This is a genomic window from Curtobacterium sp. MCBD17_026, assembly GCF_003234895.2.
GTDB lineage: Bacteria > Actinomycetota > Actinomycetes > Actinomycetales > Microbacteriaceae > Curtobacterium > Curtobacterium flaccumfaciens.
The window spans coordinates 1,237,020-1,254,685 of sequence record NZ_CP126281.1; the positions used below are offsets into that span (position 1 = coordinate 1,237,020).

Below are 17,666 nucleotides of genomic sequence, written 5' to 3' on the forward strand. Positions count from 1 at the left end.
AGCGCCGTCGTCAGGCGATGCGCTCGACCCGGTCGACGAGCTCCCTGACGGCGTCCGTCGCGCTCGGGCGCTGTGCGGTCTCCTCGCCGAGTCGCCGTGCCGCGGCGAAGTGGCTGCGTTCCGCGAGCATCCGGTGCACCGCCGGACCGACCGCCGACGGCTCGTCGACCACGACCGCGACACCGGCCTCGGCGGCACGGGTCGCGTTGATGAACTGGTCCGCGCCCTGCGGGAGCAGCACCATCGGCACGCCCACGCTGGCCGCGGCGAGCACCGTGCCGGCACCGGCCGCGGCGACGACCAGGTCCACGCCCTCGAGCAGCTCGCGCATCGGGCGGAACGGCAGGAAGTGCACGTGCTCGGTGTCGTCGAGGCGTTCGCCGATGACGCCGACGGTCGCCACCACGTCGACCTCGTCGGGGTGGAACCCGTCGAGGATCGCCGTCAGCAGCGTCGCGTCGCCGAAGACCGTGCCGAGGGTGACGAGCACCCGCGGTCGCCACTCGCTCGCCGGGAACGGTGCGAGCGGCTGTTCGGCGGCGACGTCGGGCCGGCTGTGCGGCTCGGAGCGGAACGGGATCGTGACGGGCGGCTGCGTCCACCCGGGTGCCTGCAGCGACACCGGCGTCGGGTCGAGCAGGGCCACCGGCGGTGTCGGCACGACCCCGCGCTGCTCGTAGCGGGGGAGCACGAGTTCAGCCATCGGGCGGCGGAACTCCTCGGGGACCTCGGGGCCGAAGGCGACGATCGCGTACGGCACGCCGAGCTCCGCGGCGACGAGCGGTCCGACCAGGTCGACGGCGTCCGCGACGACCACGTCGGGTTCCCACCCGCGCGCTGCCCGCAGGGCGTCGTCGACGGTCAGGTCGACGCGTGTGCCGGCGAAGAACTCGGCGACGGCCGCCGGTTCGGGGCGGTTCGCGGGGTCGCTGCCGGGGATGCGCCGGGCCACCTCGGCGAACAGGTCGGGAGGCATGGGTCCGGCCGCCAGGACCGGCACCGTGGGCAGTTCGGTCGACATGGGCTCGCGCATCCCACCACTGGTGAGCAGGGCGACGTCGTGTCCGGCCGCCTGCGCGGCACGGGCGAGCGGGACGAGGGGCAGGAGGTGTCCGAGTGCGGGCACGCCGGAGAAGAGGATGCGCAAGAGGGGGGTCTTCCTGGTTCGGGGTCAGTCGGCGGCGAGGACGAGCGGGATGCTGCGTCGGCGTCCGGTGACGAGGGGGATCGTGCCGGCGGCCACCATGAGCACGAGGCTCACGAGGGCGGCCGGGAGCGCGGCCTGCAGGCCCAGCTGGGGCTGCGTGCCGGGGACGGTGACCGCGAGCGCGACGGCTTGTCCGCAGGCGGTGAGCACGAGGACCGCGGCGGCCACGAGGACCGCGGTGCCGACGAGGATGACGGACTCCCAGGCGGCACGGGCGAGCACGGTGGCGCGGGACCCGCCGGCGGCCTCGACCAGCGCGGCCTCCTGCTCGCGGGTGCGTCCGGCCATCAGGACGGTGGCGGCCGCGCCGAAGAGCGACACGAGCAGCGGCCCGCCGAGCATGAGCAGGACGCTCTGCACGTCGAGTCCACCACCCGACGACCCCGTGGTCCGTTGCACGGCGTCACCCAGGGTGTCGAAGCCGGCGAAGAGGCTGCCGGGCAGGGCGATCGTGATGACGAGCGCGCTCACCGTGGCGCTGCTCCGGTCGACGGAGAACGCGGCGGCGTTGCGGGCGAGGAACCACGATGCCGATCGGTGCGCGGGCAGCACCGACGTCCAGGCCCGGAGGGCGGCCGGGAACACCACGGGGCCGATCGCGGTGCAGGCGGCCGTCAGGAGCGGCCCGATGAGCAGCACCTGCCCACCGGTCCGGACGCCGGCGTCGACGATCGAGCTGGTCAGCAGCGCGGCGAGCAGCAGCGCCACGGCACCCGCGGCCCACCGGGTCCACGTGGTCCGTGTGCGGACGGACTCGGGCTCCCGCAGGACCTCGATCGGGCGGACGAGGCCGGCTCGGCGCGACGGTCGGAGGCTGCTCAGGACGACCACGATCGTCACGGCGAGCACGACCGCGACGGCGCTGGTCGGACCGAACCGTTCGTCGAGACCCCGGAGCCCGTCGGACTGCGACAACCCGAAGTGCAGGAACGCCGGCACGAACGGGGCCACGACGAGGCAGCCGATCGTGCTGCCGACCAGCCCCACGACCGCGAGCTGCAGCCGGACGACCACCGTCACCGTGCGGGACGGCACCCCCACCAGCTGCCAGAGCGCGTAACCGCGACGCTGCAGGTCGATCGTCAGGCGGGTGACGCTGCCGAGGACCACGGTGACGGCGACGATCGTCAGCACGACGACGAGCGACGCGAGCGTGGCGAGGCCCCCGGCTCGGAGCAGGTCCGTCGGTCTGCCGGACCCGATGATCGCGAAGCCGGTCTCGAGCATCCCGGCGGCGATGGCGGCGGCCGCTGCGGTGGCCGCGCTGACGACGAGGGCGCCGATCCAGATGCCGGCCTTCTGCCGGAGGTCGCTCAGGACGAGTCGGAGCACGTCAGGCCTCCTGCGCGGCGGCGGTCAGGGCCTCGAGGACCTGGGCGGCGTCCGGGTGCGCCAGCTCACGGTGCACGGTGCCGTCGCGCAGGACGAGCACACGGTCGGCACGCGCAGCCGCTTCGAGGTCGTGCGTGACCATCACCACCGAGCGGGCACCGTCGGCCACCCGGCGCAGCAGGTCGAGGACCGCGTCACCGGCGGTGGTGTCGAGGGCGCCGGTCGGCTCGTCGGCGAACACGACGTGCGGTTCGGACGCCAGGACGCGTGCGATCGCGACCCGCTGCTGCTGCCCGCCGGACAGCGCGCCCGGTCGGTGGTCCCCGCGGTCGGCGAGTCCGACCGAGGCGAGCGCGGCGTCGACCTGGGCCGCGGAGACCGGCCGGTGGGCGAGGCTGGCGGGCAGCGCGATGTTCTGCCGCGCGGTCAGCGACGGGATGAGGTTGAACGACTGGAACACGAAGCCGACCGTCGAACGACGGAGCGCCTGCAGTTGCTTCGGCCGGAGGGTCTCCAGGCGTTGCCCGGCGATCGACACCGATCCGCTGTCGTAGGGCTCGAGGGCGGACAGGCAGTACAGCAGCGTCGACTTGCCGGAGCCGCTGGGGCCGACGACGGCGACGAACTCGCCCGGCAGCACGGACAGCGAGACGCCCCGGAGCACCGGGACCCTCGACTGTTCCGGCCCGGGGAACGACTTCGTCAGGTCGTGTGCCTGCAGGAGGGGTGCGGTCATGGTGTCAGTCCATCTCGTTCTCGGCGGCCGGTCACTGGTGCGGGCAGGAGGGTCGTGGTGGAGCCAGCTCCACCACGGCAGGGTCAGACGTCCGTCGCGGGGGCGGCCGACCGCAGGATCCCGAGGACCCGCGCGTACCGACGCTCCTGGTAGACCCCGTGCACCCCGGCGAGCAGGACGGCCGTGACCACCCCGGCGGCCAGTGACCCGGACGGCACCCACGTGCTCGCGGTCAGCAGGGCCGCCCCGGCGCCGGCGACGATGCAGTTCACGACCGCGATCGCGCTCGACAGCGTGAAGAACACCCCACGCCAGGACAGCCGGAGCCCGATGTCGAGCAGCTCGTTCGGCGCGATCCGGTCCTCGGGCACCGGGAAGTACCGCGGGGCGCCCGGCAGGATCGTGCCGTACCAGCGGCGGATCCGCTGCATCGCGGCGAGGGCGACCACGTCCTCCAACGAGGTCTGGACGAGTCGCTCGTAGGTCAAGACGCCGAGCAGCACGACGACCGGGATCACCACGGCGAGGTAGCCCGTGGCGAAGTCGGTGTCGGCCAGGAACCCGAACGCCACCAGGGCGCTCGACAGCGTCGTCAGGTAGATCGCGGCCCGGGTCGACGACTCCGAGACGGTGATGCCGCGCGCGGTCTGGAGCACGAAGTGCTCGGTGACGAGCGCCGTGAAGAACGCGCTCGGCGCGTCCGGCAGCCGCGCGGCCGCGTGGTCGGCGTCACCGCCGGTGTCGTCGGCCGTGCCGCTCGCCGTGTCGTCGGCGGAGCCTTCCGGCATGGGCGCCTCCCGGTGGTCGTCGTGGTCGCGACCCGCTGCCGGGTCGCCGCCACGAGGCTCGCAGCTGGTCCACCGACGGTGCATCCGTTGCGTGACGTAACCCGTGCCTCCAGGCCGTCGACCGGTGCGTCAGTCCGTCGGACCGGACGCTGCCAGCGCGGCCGCCAGCTCGGTTCGACTCGTCACGCCGAGCTTCGGGAACACCTTGTACAGGTGTGTGCTGACGGTGCGGTGCGACAGGTAGATGCGGTCTGCGATCTCGCGGTTCGTCATGCCGGCGGCGGCGAGCCGCGCGATCTGCAGCTCCTGGGGCGTGAGCTGTTCGCGCGTCGGCGCCGTCGTGCTGCCGGCCCGCTCCGGGGCCTCGCCGGCTGCGCGGAGTTCCGCCGCGGCGCGAGCGGCGAAGCCCGCGGTGCCGGCGGCGTCGAACGCGTGGAGCGCCTCGCGCAGGTGCAGCCGTGCCTCGACCACACGGCGCTCGCGGCGGAGCCACTCGCCGAACAGCAGCTGGGTCCTCGCCAGTTCGACGGGGGCGTCGGCGAGGCGGCCGACCTCGATCGCGCGGGCGTAGAGGGGCTCCGGGTCCGCGCCGTCCGTGCCCGTTCCCGCCGCGTCCGTGCCCTCGGCGAGCAGCGCCCGGCTCCGGACGACGAGTGCGGTCAGGTGCGCGGACCCGGTGGTGCGGGCGACCGCCTCGGCCTCGGCGAGGTTCTCGACGACCGACTCGGGTCGACCACCCCGGACCGCGGCCTCGGTGCGGTCGGCGATCGCCCACAGCGACCGGGTCGCGTGGACGGTCATGTGCGTGAACTCGATCTGGGCGTCCCGGTGGCGCCGCTGACCGAGGGCGACGAGTCCCGCTGCCCACCGCGCGTCGGCGCTGGCGAGGGCGAGCCGCCCGCCGTGCGCGAACTCCGAGCCCTCGCGCAGCGCGGCCAGCGCGGCCTCGTCGTCGCCGAGCAGGGCGTGGCCCCGGGCGAGCGTGGCGTAGGCCATCCCGGCGATGAGCGGGAGCTGCACGTCGCGGGCGATGCGGACGGCGTACTCGGCGTCGGCCAGGCCGTCCCGCACCCGCCCGCGCAGCATGAGCACCGTCGCCCGGCCCCGGAGCGCCTGGGTCTCGTCGGCGACGGCGCCGAGCTGGTGGGCGCGCTCGTACGCCAGCTCCCAGCACGTCAGCGCGGTCTCGAGGTCCTGCTGGGACTCGGCGGCGATCGCGAGGGACGCCATCGCGAGCGGCTGCTCGGTGAGCTGCGGCACCAGGTGTGCGAGTTCGGTGCGCAGGTGGTGGGCGGAGCCGAGCGGCGCGAGCACGGCGAGGGCCACCGGCTTCAGCGGGCTCCCCGACCGCACCGAGAGCAGTGCCGCCTCGATGTCCTGCCACTCCGACCGCGGCAGGTTGCGGCCGCGGGCGTTGAGGGCGGCCGCCCAGAGCACCCGAACGAGTCGGTCCGCGTGCTCCGGCCCGGCGAGCACGGGCCGGATCCGGCGGAGTTCGATGCGCGGTCGGCCGGCAGCACCCGTGGTCAGGCTCAGCACCGTCTGCGTGACGGCGGTCTCGGTGACCGTCTCGGGGTCGGCAGCGAGGGAGTCGACCTGCTCCAGGAGCTCGATCGCCTCGGCCGTCATGCCGGCGGCCCGAGCGGTCTCGGCGGCGCGGCCCAGCCGACGTGCCCGGCCGGTGACGCCCTGCGACAGGGTGGCCGCACGCTCGTAGGCACGGACCGCCTCGGGGCGGGCACCCCGCTGTGCCGCGCGGTCGGCGGCGGCCTCGAGGTCGGCGGCGACGGACTCGTCCCGCTCGAACGTCGCCGAGGCCCGGTGCCAGGCAGCGCGCATGCCGTCGGCGACCACCGACGCGAGTGCTCGGTGCGCCGCGGACCGTGCGGCGGCCGAGGCGTTGCCGATCACCGCCGAGCGCAGGAGCGGGTGGCGGAAACGCAGGGAGACGAGGTCCGTGCGGAGGAGCCCGAGTTCCTCGAGCGGTTCGAGGTCGTCGACCCCGAGGTCCATCGTCCGGGCCGCCGCCATGACGTCCTGCAGGCCTGCGTCGTCGGCCGCCGCGGCGAGCAGCAGGAACGAGCGGCTGCCGGACGGGACGGCGGCGACCTGCTCGAGGAACGCCTGCTCGAGCCGCCGCGTGGTGGGGAGCCGGGACGCGATGGTGGCCGGGCCACCCGTGGCCCAGGTGACGGGGAGTTCGTGCAGGGCGAGTGGGTTGCCGCCGGCCTCGGCCAGCACCCGTCGGCGGACCGAGGCGGACAGGGTGCCGGCGTGTGCGTCGAGCAGGGCCTCGGCGGCGTCGTCGGGGAGCGGCCCGAGCTCGAACCGCGTGAAGCTGCACGGGGGGACGGCGTTCGGGGCGTGTCCGGTCCGGGCCGCCGCGATGACGACGACCGGGGTGTTCGAGAGCCTGCGCCCCACGAAGTCGAGCACCTCGGTGGTGGACCGGTCGAGCCACTGCAGGTCCTCGGCGCGGACGAACACCGGCCGGTGCGACGCGGCCTCCTCGAGCAGCCCGAGCGTCGCGGTGCTCACCAGGAGACGGTCCGGACTCGGGCCGTCCTCGACCGCGAGGGCCGTGAGCAGTGCGGTCCGCTGCCGGGGTGGCAGGGCCGACGCGAAGGGCAGCAGCGGGTGGAGCAGCTCGTGCAGGCCGTCGAAGCCCACGCTGTTCGCGCCCTGGATGCCGGTGCAGGTCAGCACGCGGAAGCCCGCTCGACGCGCGTGCCGTTCGACGGCGGCGAGCAGGGTCGTCTTGCCGATGCCCGCCTCGCCCTCGACGAGGACCGCGGCGCCGCGCTCGGCTGTTCCGTCCGCCGCCGCCGCGGCATCGTCGAGCATGCGCGTGAGGGCTGCGAGTTCGTCTGCGCGGCCGAACAGTGCACGGTCGTGGACCGGCGGTGACACAGTTCGTTCGGCGTCCACACGCTGCCCTTCGCTCATTTAGGTGATCTTTCACCTAAATTACGTCGTACTGGCACGCGAGGGCAAGCGCGGCTAGGGGTGGTCGGCCGGTCGGGGCAGGGTGCCGTGCTCGAGCACCGACTCGTAGACGCGCTCGAGCACGTCGGCGAAGCCCGTCAGCTCGTCCTCGCGCAGGTCGCTGAAGAACATGTCCTTGACGAGTTCGGTGTGGCTCGGTGTCGCTTCGCGGAGCGTCCGCCAGCCCGCCTCGGTCAGAGCGACGGCCGTGGTGCGCCGGTCGTGTTCGGCCCGACGGAGCTCGAGGAACCCGCGTTCGGCCATGCGTTTGGCATGGTGGGAGGCACGGCTGCGCTCCCACCCGATGCGGGTCGCCAGGGCCGACATCGTCATCTCGCCGCCCGGCTCGCTCGTGAGCGCGACGAGGACGTCGTAGTCGGCGAGCGAGATGTCGCTGTCCGCCCGCAGTTGCCGGTTCATCTCGTACCGCAGGCGCAGCTGGAGCTTCATGTACGCGTACCAGGTGCGCACCTGCTCGGCGCTCATGTAGGCGTACGGCGACTCCGGGGGCACCTCGTGCTGCATCGACATCGCCCGTGTCCTCCTGCCGCGCGCCCGCCGTCCAGACGCCCGACCATCATCGCAGGGTGTGTGACGCTGCGCCGGGTCGGGCGTCCGCAGGTGGGTTCAGCTGGTCAGCAGCGTGTAGACCTTCGCGATCACGTCGCCCTCGACGAAGCAGATGTCCATCCCGGACACGACGGGCGGTTGCCCCTCCGGGCCGAAGTGCCAGGCGAGGTACCCCATCCCGTGGTTCTCGTAGACCGGGCCGGCCGGCGAGAACACGAACCCGGGGGCCTCGTCGAGCAGGCGCTGCGCCTTGGTGTGCAGGGCGTCGTGGCCGGTGACGACCTCGTCGGGGTCCAGGAACTCGACGTCCGGGGCGTACGTCCGCTCGATGGTGGCGCGGCGGCGGTCCGGGTCGCGTTCCCCGAACACCTCGAACAGGTTGGCGTGCATGAGCGATTCGAGCGGTTGCGACATGGTGTCTCCGTCGGGTGTCGGTGTCGGTGTCGGTGTCGGTGTCGGGGTGCGGTGGTGGCGGTCTTCGTCAAGTGTGCGACGGGGACCGGTCGGTCCAGTCGAAGACGAGGTCCCGGTGCGCGATCGCCCACGCGCCCTCGGCCCGCACGAACCGGTCGAGGTAGCGGATGGACATCGTCAGCAGCACCCGCTCGTCCCCGTCGTGCAGCACGTGGAACGCGACGCAGTACGTCTCGCCCTCGGCGGCGTCGGGCCCCGTGAACCGGATCGTGGACTGGCCGTTGAGGTACGTCGTCACCTCGTACTGCGCGATCAGTCCGGCGAACGTCTCGGCCAGGTGCTCGCGGCCGTGGATCGTGTCGACCGGATCGTGCGAGGAGGGGTCGCCGTCGTACAGCACGACGACCCCGTCCTCGGTGAACACGGACGCCTCGAGCACCGCGTCGCGACGGTCGGCCCCGCGGGCGTAGGTCGCCAGCAGGGTGCGGATCTCCTCGCGCGCGACGAGCGTCTCGAGCGTCTCCGGGGTGCCCGCGCGGCCGTGCTCCTGCTCAGGCAAGGGCTGCGCGGAGCGACGCGGTGGCGAGCATCAGCGCGTGCTTCGCGGCCTCGGTGTCGTGCAGCGCGTTCACCATCACGAAGTCGTGGACGATGCCGCCGAACCGGGCGTTCGTCGCCTTGACGCCGGCTTCGCGCAGGCGTGCCGCGAAGGCCTCGCCCTCGTCGCGGAGCACGTCGGCCTCGCCGGTGATGACGAGGGTCTCGGGCAGGGTCGCGAGCACCTCGAGCGGCGCACGGAGCGGCGACACCGTGGGCAGGGCACGCACGGCCTCGTCGGTCGTGTACTGGTCCCAGTACCACTGCATGCCGGCGCGGGTGAGGAAGTATCCCTCGGCGAACTCCTCGTACGAACCGGTGTCGAACGCGGCGTTCGTCACCGGGTAGAAGGCGACGAGCTTCACGAACTCGACGTCCCCGCGCTCGGCGGCGAGGAGTGCCAGGGCGATCGCCATGTTGCCGCCGACCGAGTCACCCGAGACCGCGAAGCGCGAGGCGTCGAGCCCCTTGTCGCCACCCTCCTTGACGACCCACTGGGCCGCGGCGTACGACTGCTCGAGTGCGACCGGGTGGCCGACCTCGGGCGAGCGGTCGTACTCCGGGAACACGACGGCGGCGTTCGACCCGATGGCGAGGTCGCGCACCAGGCGGTCGTGGGTGTGGGCGTCGCCGAAGACCCAGCCGGCACCGTGCACGTACAGGATCACGGGCAGGTTCGCGGTGGTGCCGGCCGGCTTGACCAGGCGGATCTTCACGGTGCCGGTGGGACCGCCCTCGATCTCCAGCCACTCCTCGTCGACCTCGGGCTTGAAGATGGGGGAGTCCTGCACGGAGTCGACCGCCTTGCGTCCCTCGGCGGGCGGCAGGTCGTTCAGGAACGGCGGGTTCGACGTCGCGTCGACGAACTCCTGGGCGGCGGGCTCCAGGGCGATGTGCTTCGGGTTTCCGGTCATGGTGGGCTCCTCGTTGGTCGCTGGTGACGGATGGTGCGTGGCGTGCTCCACGCTGACAGGAGGCCCGTCCCGGCAGCATCCGTCAGGTGACGTATCCGGCACCCAGCGTCCAGAGCCGCTCCGCGTCGCCGTGGTCCAGCGCGTACCGCGCCACCCCGCGGTCGTGGCCGGTGCCGTCGTCGAGCACCGGTGACTCCTGGTTGTCCTCGAAGTACCGCCCGGTCACGCCGGCGACCAGCGGGGAGGCGACCAGCAGTGCCGACGTCGCCGCGCCCTGCGCCGGCGTCTTGAAGAACGGCTGCTCGATCCGGTTGCCGTCGTCGTCGAGCGCGCCCATCGCCCGGAGCGTCGCGTCGTCGAGGTGGCGCTGCAGTCGGGTCGTGATCCAGCCGGGCATCACGGCGTTCGCGGTGACGCCGTGCTCCGCCCAGCGGTCGGCGACGCCCACCGCGAGGAGCACGTCGGCCGTCTTCGACTGCGCGTAGGCGGCCCACCGGTCGTACGGACGCACCGCGAAGTGCGGGTCTTCGAAGTGGAACGGGGAGCGCAGGTGCGCGGTCGAGCTCACCGTCACCACCCGCGCGGACCCGGCCGCGAACAGGTGCTCCCGCAGGCCGAGCAGCAGGGCGAAGTGGCCGAGGTGGTTCGTCGCGAGCTGCATCTCCCAGCCCGATGCGGCGAGCTGCTTCTCGGGCAGGGCCATCACGCCGGCGTTGGCGACCACCCCGTCGACCGGGCCCTGCCACGCGCCGGTGAAGCGGCGCACGGAACCGAGGTCGCTGAGGTCGAGCGCTCGCGGCACGACCCGGCCACGGGCCTCCAGGTCGGCGAACGCCGCATCGGCGCGGGCCGTGTCGCGCACCCCGACGACGACCTCGGCTCCGGCGCCGGCGAGGGCGCGGACGGTCTCCTCGCCGATGCCGGAGGCGCCTCCGGTCACCAGGTACCGGCGGCCGTGCAGGTCCACGCCGGCGAGGACGTCGGCCGCGGTGGCGGATGCGGAGAAGGGGGTGCGGACGGGGTCAGACATCGTCGCGCTCCGTCCGTGCCGTGGCGAGCCGCTCGAGGATCCGGGCCAGCTGCTGCGGCATGTCCCCGGGTTTCCGGGCGGTGACGAACTGGCCGTCCTCGACGACCGGCTCGTCGATCCAGGTGCCGCCCGCTGCACGGACCTCGTCGGCGACCTCGTGCCAGGACGTCAGGCTGCGTCCGTCGACCAGCCCGGCGGAGGCCAGGACCTGGGGTCCGTGGCACACGGAGCCGATGAGTCGGCCCGTGGCGGCGAAGTCCCGGACGAACGACAGGGCCTCGGGGACGGTCCGGACCTCGGCCGGGGCCAGGCCGCCGGGGATGAAGACCGCGTCGTAGTGCTCGGCGGTGGCGTCCGCGACGCGCTGCAGCCCGGTCCGCAGCGACAGGCCGACGTACCCGGTGAGGGTCCCGCCGTCGGGCGTCAGGACGTCGACGTCGTAGCCGGCCTCGACGAAGCGGTAGTAGGGGTAGAAGAACTCGACGTCCTCGACGCGGTCCGCGGTGACGATCGCGATCCGGCCGACCGGGGGTCGGTCGGCGCGGATCGCGGCGCGGTTGTCGGTGACGTGGCGGTCGGTGGTGGTAGGCACGGTGGTCACTCCTTCGGCGTCGAGGCCGTTGCCTCGGCATTGTTTGACAAGCATCAAACCATTGGGATCATCCCTGATAGGTTTGATGCATGTCAAACGAAGAGTCGACGGTCGGGCACGACCCCTTCCCCCTGCCCGCCGTCGAGGACCTCGAACTGGTGCGGGTGCTCCGGGCGGCCGGTGACCCCGCGCGACTGGTGATCATCGAGCGGCTGTCGGACGGCGACCACCACCCGTGCAACCTCACCGACTACCGGCTCGACATCCACAAGACGACGCTCTCGCACCACTTCAAGGTGCTGCGCGAGTCGGGCCTGACCCGGACGCGGGTGACGGGGCGCGAGCACGCCGTGCAGCTGCGCCGGGACGCGCTCGACGCGCGCTGGCCAGGGCTGCTCGACACGCTCGTCGCGGCTGCGGTGCGGGACGACCCCGAGGCGCGGGCGGCGCCCGAGGTGTCGCCCCCGGGCTAGCGGCGAGCCGCTGCCGCCAGTGCGGCGGTCATGCCGGCCCGGTCGTGCCGGACCCCGTACGCCGGCTGGTCGCGCTCGTACCGCCAGCCCTCGCTGAGTGGCCCGACGTCGACCACGTCGAACCCGAACCGCTCGAGCAGCTCGGTGACGACGGCCTTCGCGTCCGCGTCGTCCCCGGCGACGGTCAGGGCTCGGCGCCCCGGCGTGCCCGCGGGGGACCCGTCCGTGGTGACGTCGGCGGCACCGAGGTTGTTGAACGCCTTGACGACCCGGGCGTCCGGCAGCGACCGCTGGAGCAGCTCGGAGGTGGTCGGCACCGCGCCCTGCTCGAGCTCGTCCACGGGTCCGAAGAACTCCGGGTAGTAGTTGCCGGTGTCGACGACGACCTTGCCCGCGAACGCCTCGGCCGGCAGGTCCCGGTAGCCGTTGATCGGGATCGAGACGACGACCACGTCGCCGGCCCGGGCGGCGTCGGCGACGGTGGCTGCTCCGGCACCGGGGGAGAGCTCGTCGATCAGCGACTCGAGCGTCTCGGGCCCGCGGGAGTTCGCGAGGACGACGTCGAGCCCGACGGCGATCGCGCGGCGGGCGATCTGCGCGCCGACGTTGCCGGCGCCGATGATGCCGAGGGTCTCGATGGGGGTGGTGGTCATGTGCTTCCTGTTCCTCGATCCGGATGGGTTCCGAGCAACGGTCGCTCGTCGACGCCGACGGCGGCATCCGTCACTCGACGTATCCGCGCCGGGTCTCGGCACGGCCGGTGGTGCCGAGCCGCGCGGGCCCCTACCGTGGGCACGTGCCGAGCGCGACCCGCCCCGACCAGCCGCACTGGCGCATCGCGCCGTGGCGGTTCCTCCTCTCGTCGACCCCGTGGCGGTCGGTGCTGTTCGTCGCCCTGACCGCCGCACTCGGGCTCGTCCTCGCGGCGCCGGTGGTGGCCACCTGGTTCGTCGCCCCCTTCTGGGCCGTGTTGATCGCCCGCTTCGAGCGGTGGCACCCGGTCGTGATCGGCGAGCCGCGCATCGCCGACCCCCGTGCTGTCCGCCGGAACCGCCCGGGCGGGATCCGCGAACGACTCCGCGACCAGGTGGTCTGGCGCGAACTCGGGCACCTGGTCGTGTTCGCCGCCTTCGCCGCCGCCGGGTTCGCGCTCCTGGTGCTGACGCTGGTCGCCCTCGTGCTCGCCGTACGCGCGTCGATCGGCGGCGCACCCCGGCCCGACGACGTCATCGGGAACGCGGTCGCCGGGCTGCACCTCGCCGCACCGGTCGTGCTGGCCGGGTCGATGGCGGTGCTCGTCGTCGCGCTCTACGGGTTCGCCGCCCTGGCGCTCGCCGAGGTGTCGATCGCCCGCACGCTGCTCTCCGGCCGGGCCGAGGTGCTCGAGCAGCGCGTCGAGGAGCTCACGTACTCCCGGCAGGCGTTGCTCGACGGGTTCGACGCCGAACGCCGGCGCATCGAACGCGACCTGCACGACGGCGCCCAGCAGCAGCTCACGGTGCTCGCGATGAACGTCGGCCTGCTCGTCGTCGAACTCGACGCGGCCGTCGCAGCGGCCGCGGAGCGGGACCGACCCGACCTCGACGCACTGCGCACCACGGCCGACCGGATCACCGACAACGTCGACGACGCCGTCCGGGCGCTGCGGGACAGCGTGCGCGGCATCCATCCCCGGGTGCTCGTCGACCACGGGTTCGGTGCCGCGGTCGACGAGCTGGCCGCGCGCTCGCCGCTGCCCGTCCGCGTCGACGTCCGCCTGCCGGAGCGGCTGCCGGCGCGGACCGAGACGGCGGCGTACTTCGTCGTGAGCGAGGCGCTCACGAACGCCGTCCGGCACGGTGCCGCCCATGCGGTGTCGGTGACCGCCGGGGCAGCGGACGGATGGTTCCGGCTCGAGGTGGTGGACGACGGGACGGGCGGTGCGGTACCCACGCCCGGCGGTGGGCTCGACGGTCTGCGTGAACGTGCGGCGGTGCTCGGCGGGACGCTCGTGGTCGACAGCCCGGCGGGCGGCCCGACGGCGCTCCGGTTCACGGTGCCGCTGCACGCCGAGGCGGTGCCGCCGCGCGACGTGGCCGTGCCCCTGCGCGATGCGGCCGTGCCCCTGCGCGAGCGTGACCGCACCGACTCGTGATCCAATGACGCTCGTGAAGATCTTCGTGGCCGAGGACTCCGTCCTCCTGCGTGCCGGCCTGGTCAGCCTGCTCGAACGCTTCGGGCACGCCGTCGTCGGGACGGCCGAGGACGCCGTCGGCCTGGTGTCCGGCGTGACCGCCCTCGTCGCGGCGGGGGAGGCCCCCGACCTCGTGCTCACCGACGTCCGGATGCCCCCCGACGGCACCGACGACGGGCTGCGTGCCGCGATCGCCCTGCGCCGGGAGCACGTCGGGCTGCCCGTGGTGGTGCTGTCCCAGTACGTGGAGGCCGCCTCCGTGCAGGACCTGCTCGACGACGGCGACGGCGGTGTCGGCTACCTGCTGAAGGACCGCGTCGGCAAGGTGCCGACGTTCCTCCGGTCGCTCGAGACCGTGGCGGACGGTGGCGTCGTGGTCGACCCCGAAGTGGTCCGGCACCTCACCGGGGGCCGCGCCGCACCCAGCCCGCTGTCCCGCCTGACCGACCGCGAACGGACCGTGCTGACGCACATGGCCGAGGGCGCCTCGAACGCCGACATCGCCGCGGCGCTCCACCTGTCGGACGCCGCCGTCGCCAAGCACGTCGGCAACGTGTTCACGAAGCTCGACCTGACACCGGACGACGCCAACCGTCGTGTCCGTGCGGTGCTCACCTACCTGCGCGAACAGCGCTCCGAACAGCGCTGAGGAGCCGGAGATGACGACCATCGGACTGCGCCGGATGGTGCCGCGCGACCCCGACCAACGACACCGGGCCGCGAGCCCCCTGGAGCTCCTGTTCGACCTGGTGTTCGTCGTCGCGGTCGGCTTCGCCGCGACGAACCTGCACGAGATCGAGGTCGAGGGACACGTCACCTCCGCCGTCCTGTCCTACGGGCTGGTGTTCTTCTCGATCTGGTGGGCCTGGATGAACTTCACGTGGTTCGCCACGTCGTTCGACACCGACGACTGGCTCTACCGGGTGATGACCTTCGTGCAGATGGCCGGGGTGCTCGTCCTCGCCGCCGGGGTGCACGCGGCCATGGTCGAGAACGACTTCACGATCGGCATCATCGGGTACGTCGTCATGCGGCTGGCCCTGGTCGGGCAGTGGATCCGCGCCGCCGCATCCTCCACCCGCTACCGCCGGACCGCCACTCTGCACGCCGTCGGCATCACGGTCGTGCAGCTGCTCTGGGTGCTCTCCCTGGCCCTGCCCGACGACTTCTGGGGGTACGCGGCACCGTTCCTCGTGCTCGCCGAGCTGTCCGTGCCGATCTGGGCGCAGACCTCGACGGGGACGGCCCCGTGGCACACCCGGCACCTGGCCGAGCGGTTCTCCCTGTTCACCCTCATCGTCCTGGGCGAGGGGCTGGTGGCCTCGGCCGGCGCGGTGATCGACGCCCTCTCGCACACCGAACACCTCGGAGCCCTGCTGGCGCTCGCGGGCTGCGGGCTGGTGATCACCGTCGGCATGTGGTGGATCTACTTCTCACGCGAGCAGCACGCGCACATCCGCTCGCTGCCCACCGCGCTCGTGTTCGGCTACGGCCACTACTTCGTCTTCGCCGCCGCCGGCGCCCTGCCGGCCGGCATCGAGGTCGCGGTCAGCGCCGACGCCGGACACGTCGAGCTGTCCTCCGCCTCGGTCGCCGCGACCGTCGCGGTACCGGTCGCGGTGTTCGTGCTGTCGATCTGGTCGCTCGCGATCCGGCCGTCGCTGTCGGCACGGGCCAACGCCGTCGTGGTGGCCCTGGTGCTCGTGGTCCTCGCGTCGATCGCGGTGCCGGCGGTGTCGTTGCCGGTCACGGCGCTCGCCGTGGCGGCGGTCGTCGTGACCCTCGAGGTCGCGTCCGCACGGACCGACACCTGACGGACGACGGACGGGAGGCACGGCGCCGGCTGGCACCGTGCCTCCCGTCCGTCAGGTGGTCGCGTCGACCACCCGTCAGCGCTCGGGGTGCTCCGTCGCCGACGTGTCGGCCGACGTCGGACGCGCGTCGAGGCTCGGGTCGACCGCCGGGTCGGCCGAGACCGACGACGGCCGCACCGGGAAGTCCTCGAGCGCACCGGCCTCCACCGCCGAGGACGCGGTTCCGCGGCCGCCGCGCACGCGGTTCTTCACCGCGGCCCACGGACGGCCGAGGCCGGACCGTGCCGGACGCTCGGTCGGCGCCTCGACCTCGAGGCCGTAGTAGGCGCCGACGTGCTCGAGCAGGACCTCGCGCTCGGCCTTGTCGTAGGCGCGGCGCTCGCGCGTGAAGGCGATGATCGTCGACCAGCAGGTCAGGATCAGGACGACGCTGAACGGCAACGCGGTCGTGATCGCCGCGGTCTTCAGGGCGTTCAGTCCACCGCTGAGCAGCAGGGCGACGGCGAGCAGTGCAGCGACACCGGCGAAGAAGACCCGCAGCCAGTTCTTCGGCTCGATGTCACCGCCCGACGCGATCATCGCCATCACGAGCGAACCGGAGTCCGACGAGGTCACGAAGAACACGCCGATGAGCAGGATCGCGCCGTAGGTCAGGACCATGCCGGCGGGCAGGTCGCCGAGGACCGCGAACAGCGACCCCTCGATGTCGACCGAGCCGTCCGAGCCGATCAGGCCCCCCGAGCCGTCGGTCTGGCGGTGGATCGCGGTGCCGCCGAGGACGGCGAACCACAGGAACGTGAGCGCAGTCGGCACCAGGAGGACGCCGAACACGAACTGGCGGACGGTGCGGCCCTTGGAGATGCGGGCGATGAAGACACCGACGAAGGGCGCCCACGACATCCACCAGCCCCAGTAGAAGGTGGTCCAGGCGCCCTGCCAGGCCTCGCCCTCGGCGCCCTGCTGCGCGGTGACGTTGAACGACAGGCCGACGATGTTCTGCAGGTAGGAGCCGATCGACTGCACGAAGTCGCGGAGCAGGAACTGCGTCGGCCCGACGATGAGCACGAACAGCAGCAGTGCGGCGGCGAGCAGCAGGTTGAAGTTCGACAGGATCTTCATGCCCTTGGTCACGCCGGTGACGAGCGAGACGATCGTGACGGCGGTGATCACCGCGATGATGGCGATCTGGCTGACGATGCTGCTGTCGGCGATGCCCGCGCTCTCGAGGCCGGCGCCGATCTGGATGACCCCGAGGCCGAGCGAGGTCGCGACGCCGAACAGCGTGCCGACCAGGGCGACCACGTCGATCAGGTTGCCCCAGCCGCCGCGCACGCGGTTGCCCAGCAGCGGTTCGAGGGCCCAGCGGATCGACACCGGGCGACCCCGGCGGTGGATCGCGTACGCCAGGGCGAGGCCGAGGACGACGTAGATCGCCCACGCGTGCAGGCCCCAGTGCAGGAACGTCTGCGTGAGGGCCTGCTGCGCGAGCTCCTTCTCGTTGCCGGTGACGCCGGGGCGCGGGGAGGCGAAGTGGCTGAGGGGCTCGGAGACGCCGTAGAAGACGAGGCCGATGCCCATGCCGGCGGCGAAGAGCAGTGCGAACCACGAACCGGTCGAGAACTCGGGCTCGTCCTGGTCCTTGCCGAGCTTGATGTCACCGAAGCGGCTGAAGCCGACGAACAGCGAGAAGCCGACGAAGAACGCGGCGATCAGCACGTAGTACCAGCTGAAGTTCTTGACGATGCCGTCCTGCAGACCGAGGAACAGCGCCTCGGCGGTGGAGGGTGAGATCAGGGTGAAGGCCACGAACCCCAGCACGATGACGGCGGCGGGCCAGAACACCCACCGCCGCAACTGCGGTGTCGTGGTCACGGGTCCGGGCAGGGGAGGAGTGGTGCTTGCCATGCAGTCCATGGTGCCCGCTCGCGTTCCTGTACGTTCGACCAGGCGTGTCCTGGCCGACGATGCGCTCCGCGCCGTCTCCGTCCCAGCGCGCCGCGTGCTCGTGGACCAGGCGGCGACTCGCGGCCGTGGACGCGCG

The 17,666-nt window shown here is 72.9% G+C and carries 17 protein-coding genes; 4 read left to right on the forward strand and 13 right to left on the reverse strand.

Going from position 1 to position 17,666, the window contains the following annotated elements; all coding sequences use genetic code 11:
• Positions 1 to 10: 10 nt before the first annotated feature.
• From DEI85_RS05900 to DEI85_RS05950, 11 genes are all read right to left on the reverse strand, one after another.
• Positions 11 to 1,147, reverse strand: a complete 1,137-nt coding sequence (locus tag DEI85_RS05900) for a glycosyltransferase (protein WP_110859335.1) — start codon at positions 1,145 to 1,147, stop codon at positions 11 to 13.
• Positions 1,148 to 1,171: 24 nt separating this feature from the next.
• Positions 1,172 to 2,539, reverse strand: a complete 1,368-nt coding sequence (locus tag DEI85_RS05905) for an FtsX-like permease family protein (protein ID WP_111123148.1) — start codon at positions 2,537 to 2,539, stop codon at positions 1,172 to 1,174.
• Position 2,540: 1 nt separating this feature from the next.
• Positions 2,541 to 3,275, reverse strand: a complete 735-nt coding sequence (locus tag DEI85_RS05910; protein ID WP_110864806.1) for an ABC transporter ATP-binding protein — start codon at positions 3,273 to 3,275, stop codon at positions 2,541 to 2,543.
• Positions 3,276 to 3,358: 83 nt separating this feature from the next.
• Entirely contained in the window at positions 3,359 to 4,063 is a 705-nt protein-coding gene (locus DEI85_RS05915) for a hypothetical protein (protein WP_146248976.1), read from the reverse strand.
• 129 nt (positions 4,064 to 4,192) lie between these two features.
• Positions 4,193 to 7,009, reverse strand: a complete 2,817-nt coding sequence (locus tag DEI85_RS05920) for a LuxR C-terminal-related transcriptional regulator (RefSeq protein WP_111123150.1) — start codon at positions 7,007 to 7,009, stop codon at positions 4,193 to 4,195.
• A gap of 54 nt (positions 7,010 to 7,063) precedes the next feature.
• Positions 7,064 to 7,579: a MarR family winged helix-turn-helix transcriptional regulator gene (locus tag DEI85_RS05925; protein WP_110859340.1), complete on the reverse strand. Its 516-nt coding sequence runs from the start codon at positions 7,577 to 7,579 to the stop codon at positions 7,064 to 7,066.
• Between the two features lie 96 nt (positions 7,580 to 7,675).
• On the reverse strand, positions 7,676 to 8,032 hold the full coding sequence (locus tag DEI85_RS05930) for a nuclear transport factor 2 family protein (protein WP_258376266.1): 357 nt from the start codon (positions 8,030 to 8,032) through the stop codon (positions 7,676 to 7,678).
• A gap of 67 nt (positions 8,033 to 8,099) precedes the next feature.
• Positions 8,100 to 8,591, reverse strand: a complete 492-nt coding sequence (locus tag DEI85_RS05935; RefSeq protein WP_111090600.1) for a nuclear transport factor 2 family protein — start codon at positions 8,589 to 8,591, stop codon at positions 8,100 to 8,102.
• On the reverse strand, positions 8,584 to 9,543 hold the full coding sequence (locus DEI85_RS05940; protein ID WP_110859342.1) for an alpha/beta hydrolase: 960 nt from the start codon (positions 9,541 to 9,543) through the stop codon (positions 8,584 to 8,586). Before DEI85_RS05940 ends, DEI85_RS05935 begins: the two co-directional genes overlap by 8 nt.
• Before the next feature lie 82 nt (positions 9,544 to 9,625).
• Positions 9,626 to 10,573, reverse strand: a complete 948-nt coding sequence (locus DEI85_RS05945; RefSeq protein WP_111123151.1) for an SDR family NAD(P)-dependent oxidoreductase — start codon at positions 10,571 to 10,573, stop codon at positions 9,626 to 9,628.
• Entirely contained in the window at positions 10,566 to 11,165 is a 600-nt protein-coding gene (locus DEI85_RS05950) for a type 1 glutamine amidotransferase domain-containing protein (protein ID WP_181430107.1), read from the reverse strand. Before DEI85_RS05950 ends, DEI85_RS05945 begins: the two co-directional genes overlap by 8 nt.
• Before the next feature lie 89 nt (positions 11,166 to 11,254).
• Here DEI85_RS05950 and DEI85_RS05955 point away from each other — a divergent pair, with 89 nt between their 5' ends.
• Positions 11,255 to 11,638, forward strand: coding sequence for an ArsR/SmtB family transcription factor (locus DEI85_RS05955; RefSeq protein ID WP_110859345.1), 384 nt, complete (start codon positions 11,255 to 11,257; stop codon positions 11,636 to 11,638).
• On the opposite strand, the gene DEI85_RS05960 is transcribed toward DEI85_RS05955, so the two are convergent.
• Positions 11,635 to 12,393 carry an NADPH-dependent F420 reductase gene (locus DEI85_RS05960; protein ID WP_258376268.1) on the reverse strand — a complete coding sequence of 253 codons (759 nt, stop codon included), beginning with the start codon at positions 12,391 to 12,393 and terminating at the stop codon, positions 11,635 to 11,637. The genes DEI85_RS05955 and DEI85_RS05960 overlap by 4 nt on opposite strands.
• A gap of 41 nt (positions 12,394 to 12,434) precedes the next feature.
• Here DEI85_RS05960 and DEI85_RS05965 point away from each other — a divergent pair, with 41 nt between their 5' ends.
• The 3 genes from DEI85_RS05965 to DEI85_RS05975 are packed head-to-tail and all read left to right on the forward strand — an operon-like array spanning position 12,435 to position 15,625.
• Entirely contained in the window at positions 12,435 to 13,772 is a 1,338-nt protein-coding gene (locus tag DEI85_RS05965; RefSeq protein ID WP_181436309.1) for a sensor histidine kinase, read from the forward strand.
• Positions 13,773 to 13,776: 4 nt separating this feature from the next.
• Positions 13,777 to 14,460, forward strand: a complete 684-nt coding sequence (locus DEI85_RS05970) for a response regulator transcription factor (RefSeq protein ID WP_111123154.1) — start codon at positions 13,777 to 13,779, stop codon at positions 14,458 to 14,460.
• A gap of 10 nt (positions 14,461 to 14,470) precedes the next feature.
• Complete coding sequence (locus DEI85_RS05975; protein WP_181436310.1) at positions 14,471 to 15,625, forward strand: low temperature requirement protein A; 1,155 nt, start codon at positions 14,471 to 14,473, stop codon at positions 15,623 to 15,625.
• A 75-nt stretch (positions 15,626 to 15,700) separates the two neighbouring features.
• Here DEI85_RS05975 and DEI85_RS05980 read toward each other — a convergent pair whose 3' ends face one another.
• Positions 15,701 to 17,530, reverse strand: a complete 1,830-nt coding sequence (locus DEI85_RS05980; protein WP_258376269.1) for a BCCT family transporter — start codon at positions 17,528 to 17,530, stop codon at positions 15,701 to 15,703.
• Positions 17,531 to 17,666 lie beyond the last annotated feature (136 nt).

What these genes read in the sequence shown, in the direction of transcription:
- DEI85_RS05955 (WP_110859345.1), top strand. Translation starts at nt 11,255, where the DNA reads ATGTCAAACGAAGAGTCGACGGTCGGGCACGACCCCTTCCCCCTGCCC.
- DEI85_RS05930 (WP_258376266.1), bottom strand. Translation starts at nt 8,032, where the DNA reads ATGTCGCAACCGCTCGAATCGCTCATGCACGCCAACCTGTTCGAGGTG.
- DEI85_RS05925 (WP_110859340.1), bottom strand. Translation starts at nt 7,579, where the DNA reads ATGTCGATGCAGCACGAGGTGCCCCCGGAGTCGCCGTACGCCTACATG.
- DEI85_RS05940 (WP_110859342.1), bottom strand. Translation starts at nt 9,543, where the DNA reads ATGACCGGAAACCCGAAGCACATCGCCCTGGAGCCCGCCGCCCAGGAG.
- DEI85_RS05915 (WP_146248976.1), bottom strand. Translation starts at nt 4,063, where the DNA reads ATGCCGGAAGGCTCCGCCGACGACACGGCGAGCGGCACGGCCGACGAC.
- DEI85_RS05920 (WP_111123150.1), bottom strand. Translation starts at nt 7,009, where the DNA reads ATGAGCGAAGGGCAGCGTGTGGACGCCGAACGAACTGTGTCACCGCCG.
- DEI85_RS05975 (WP_181436310.1), top strand. Translation starts at nt 14,471, where the DNA reads ATGACGACCATCGGACTGCGCCGGATGGTGCCGCGCGACCCCGACCAA.
- DEI85_RS05970 (WP_111123154.1), top strand. Translation starts at nt 13,777, where the DNA reads ATGACGCTCGTGAAGATCTTCGTGGCCGAGGACTCCGTCCTCCTGCGT.
- DEI85_RS05945 (WP_111123151.1), bottom strand. Translation starts at nt 10,573, where the DNA reads ATGTCTGACCCCGTCCGCACCCCCTTCTCCGCATCCGCCACCGCGGCC.
- DEI85_RS05910 (WP_110864806.1), bottom strand. Translation starts at nt 3,275, where the DNA reads ATGACCGCACCCCTCCTGCAGGCACACGACCTGACGAAGTCGTTCCCC.
- DEI85_RS05980 (WP_258376269.1), bottom strand. Translation starts at nt 17,530, where the DNA reads ATGGCAAGCACCACTCCTCCCCTGCCCGGACCCGTGACCACGACACCG.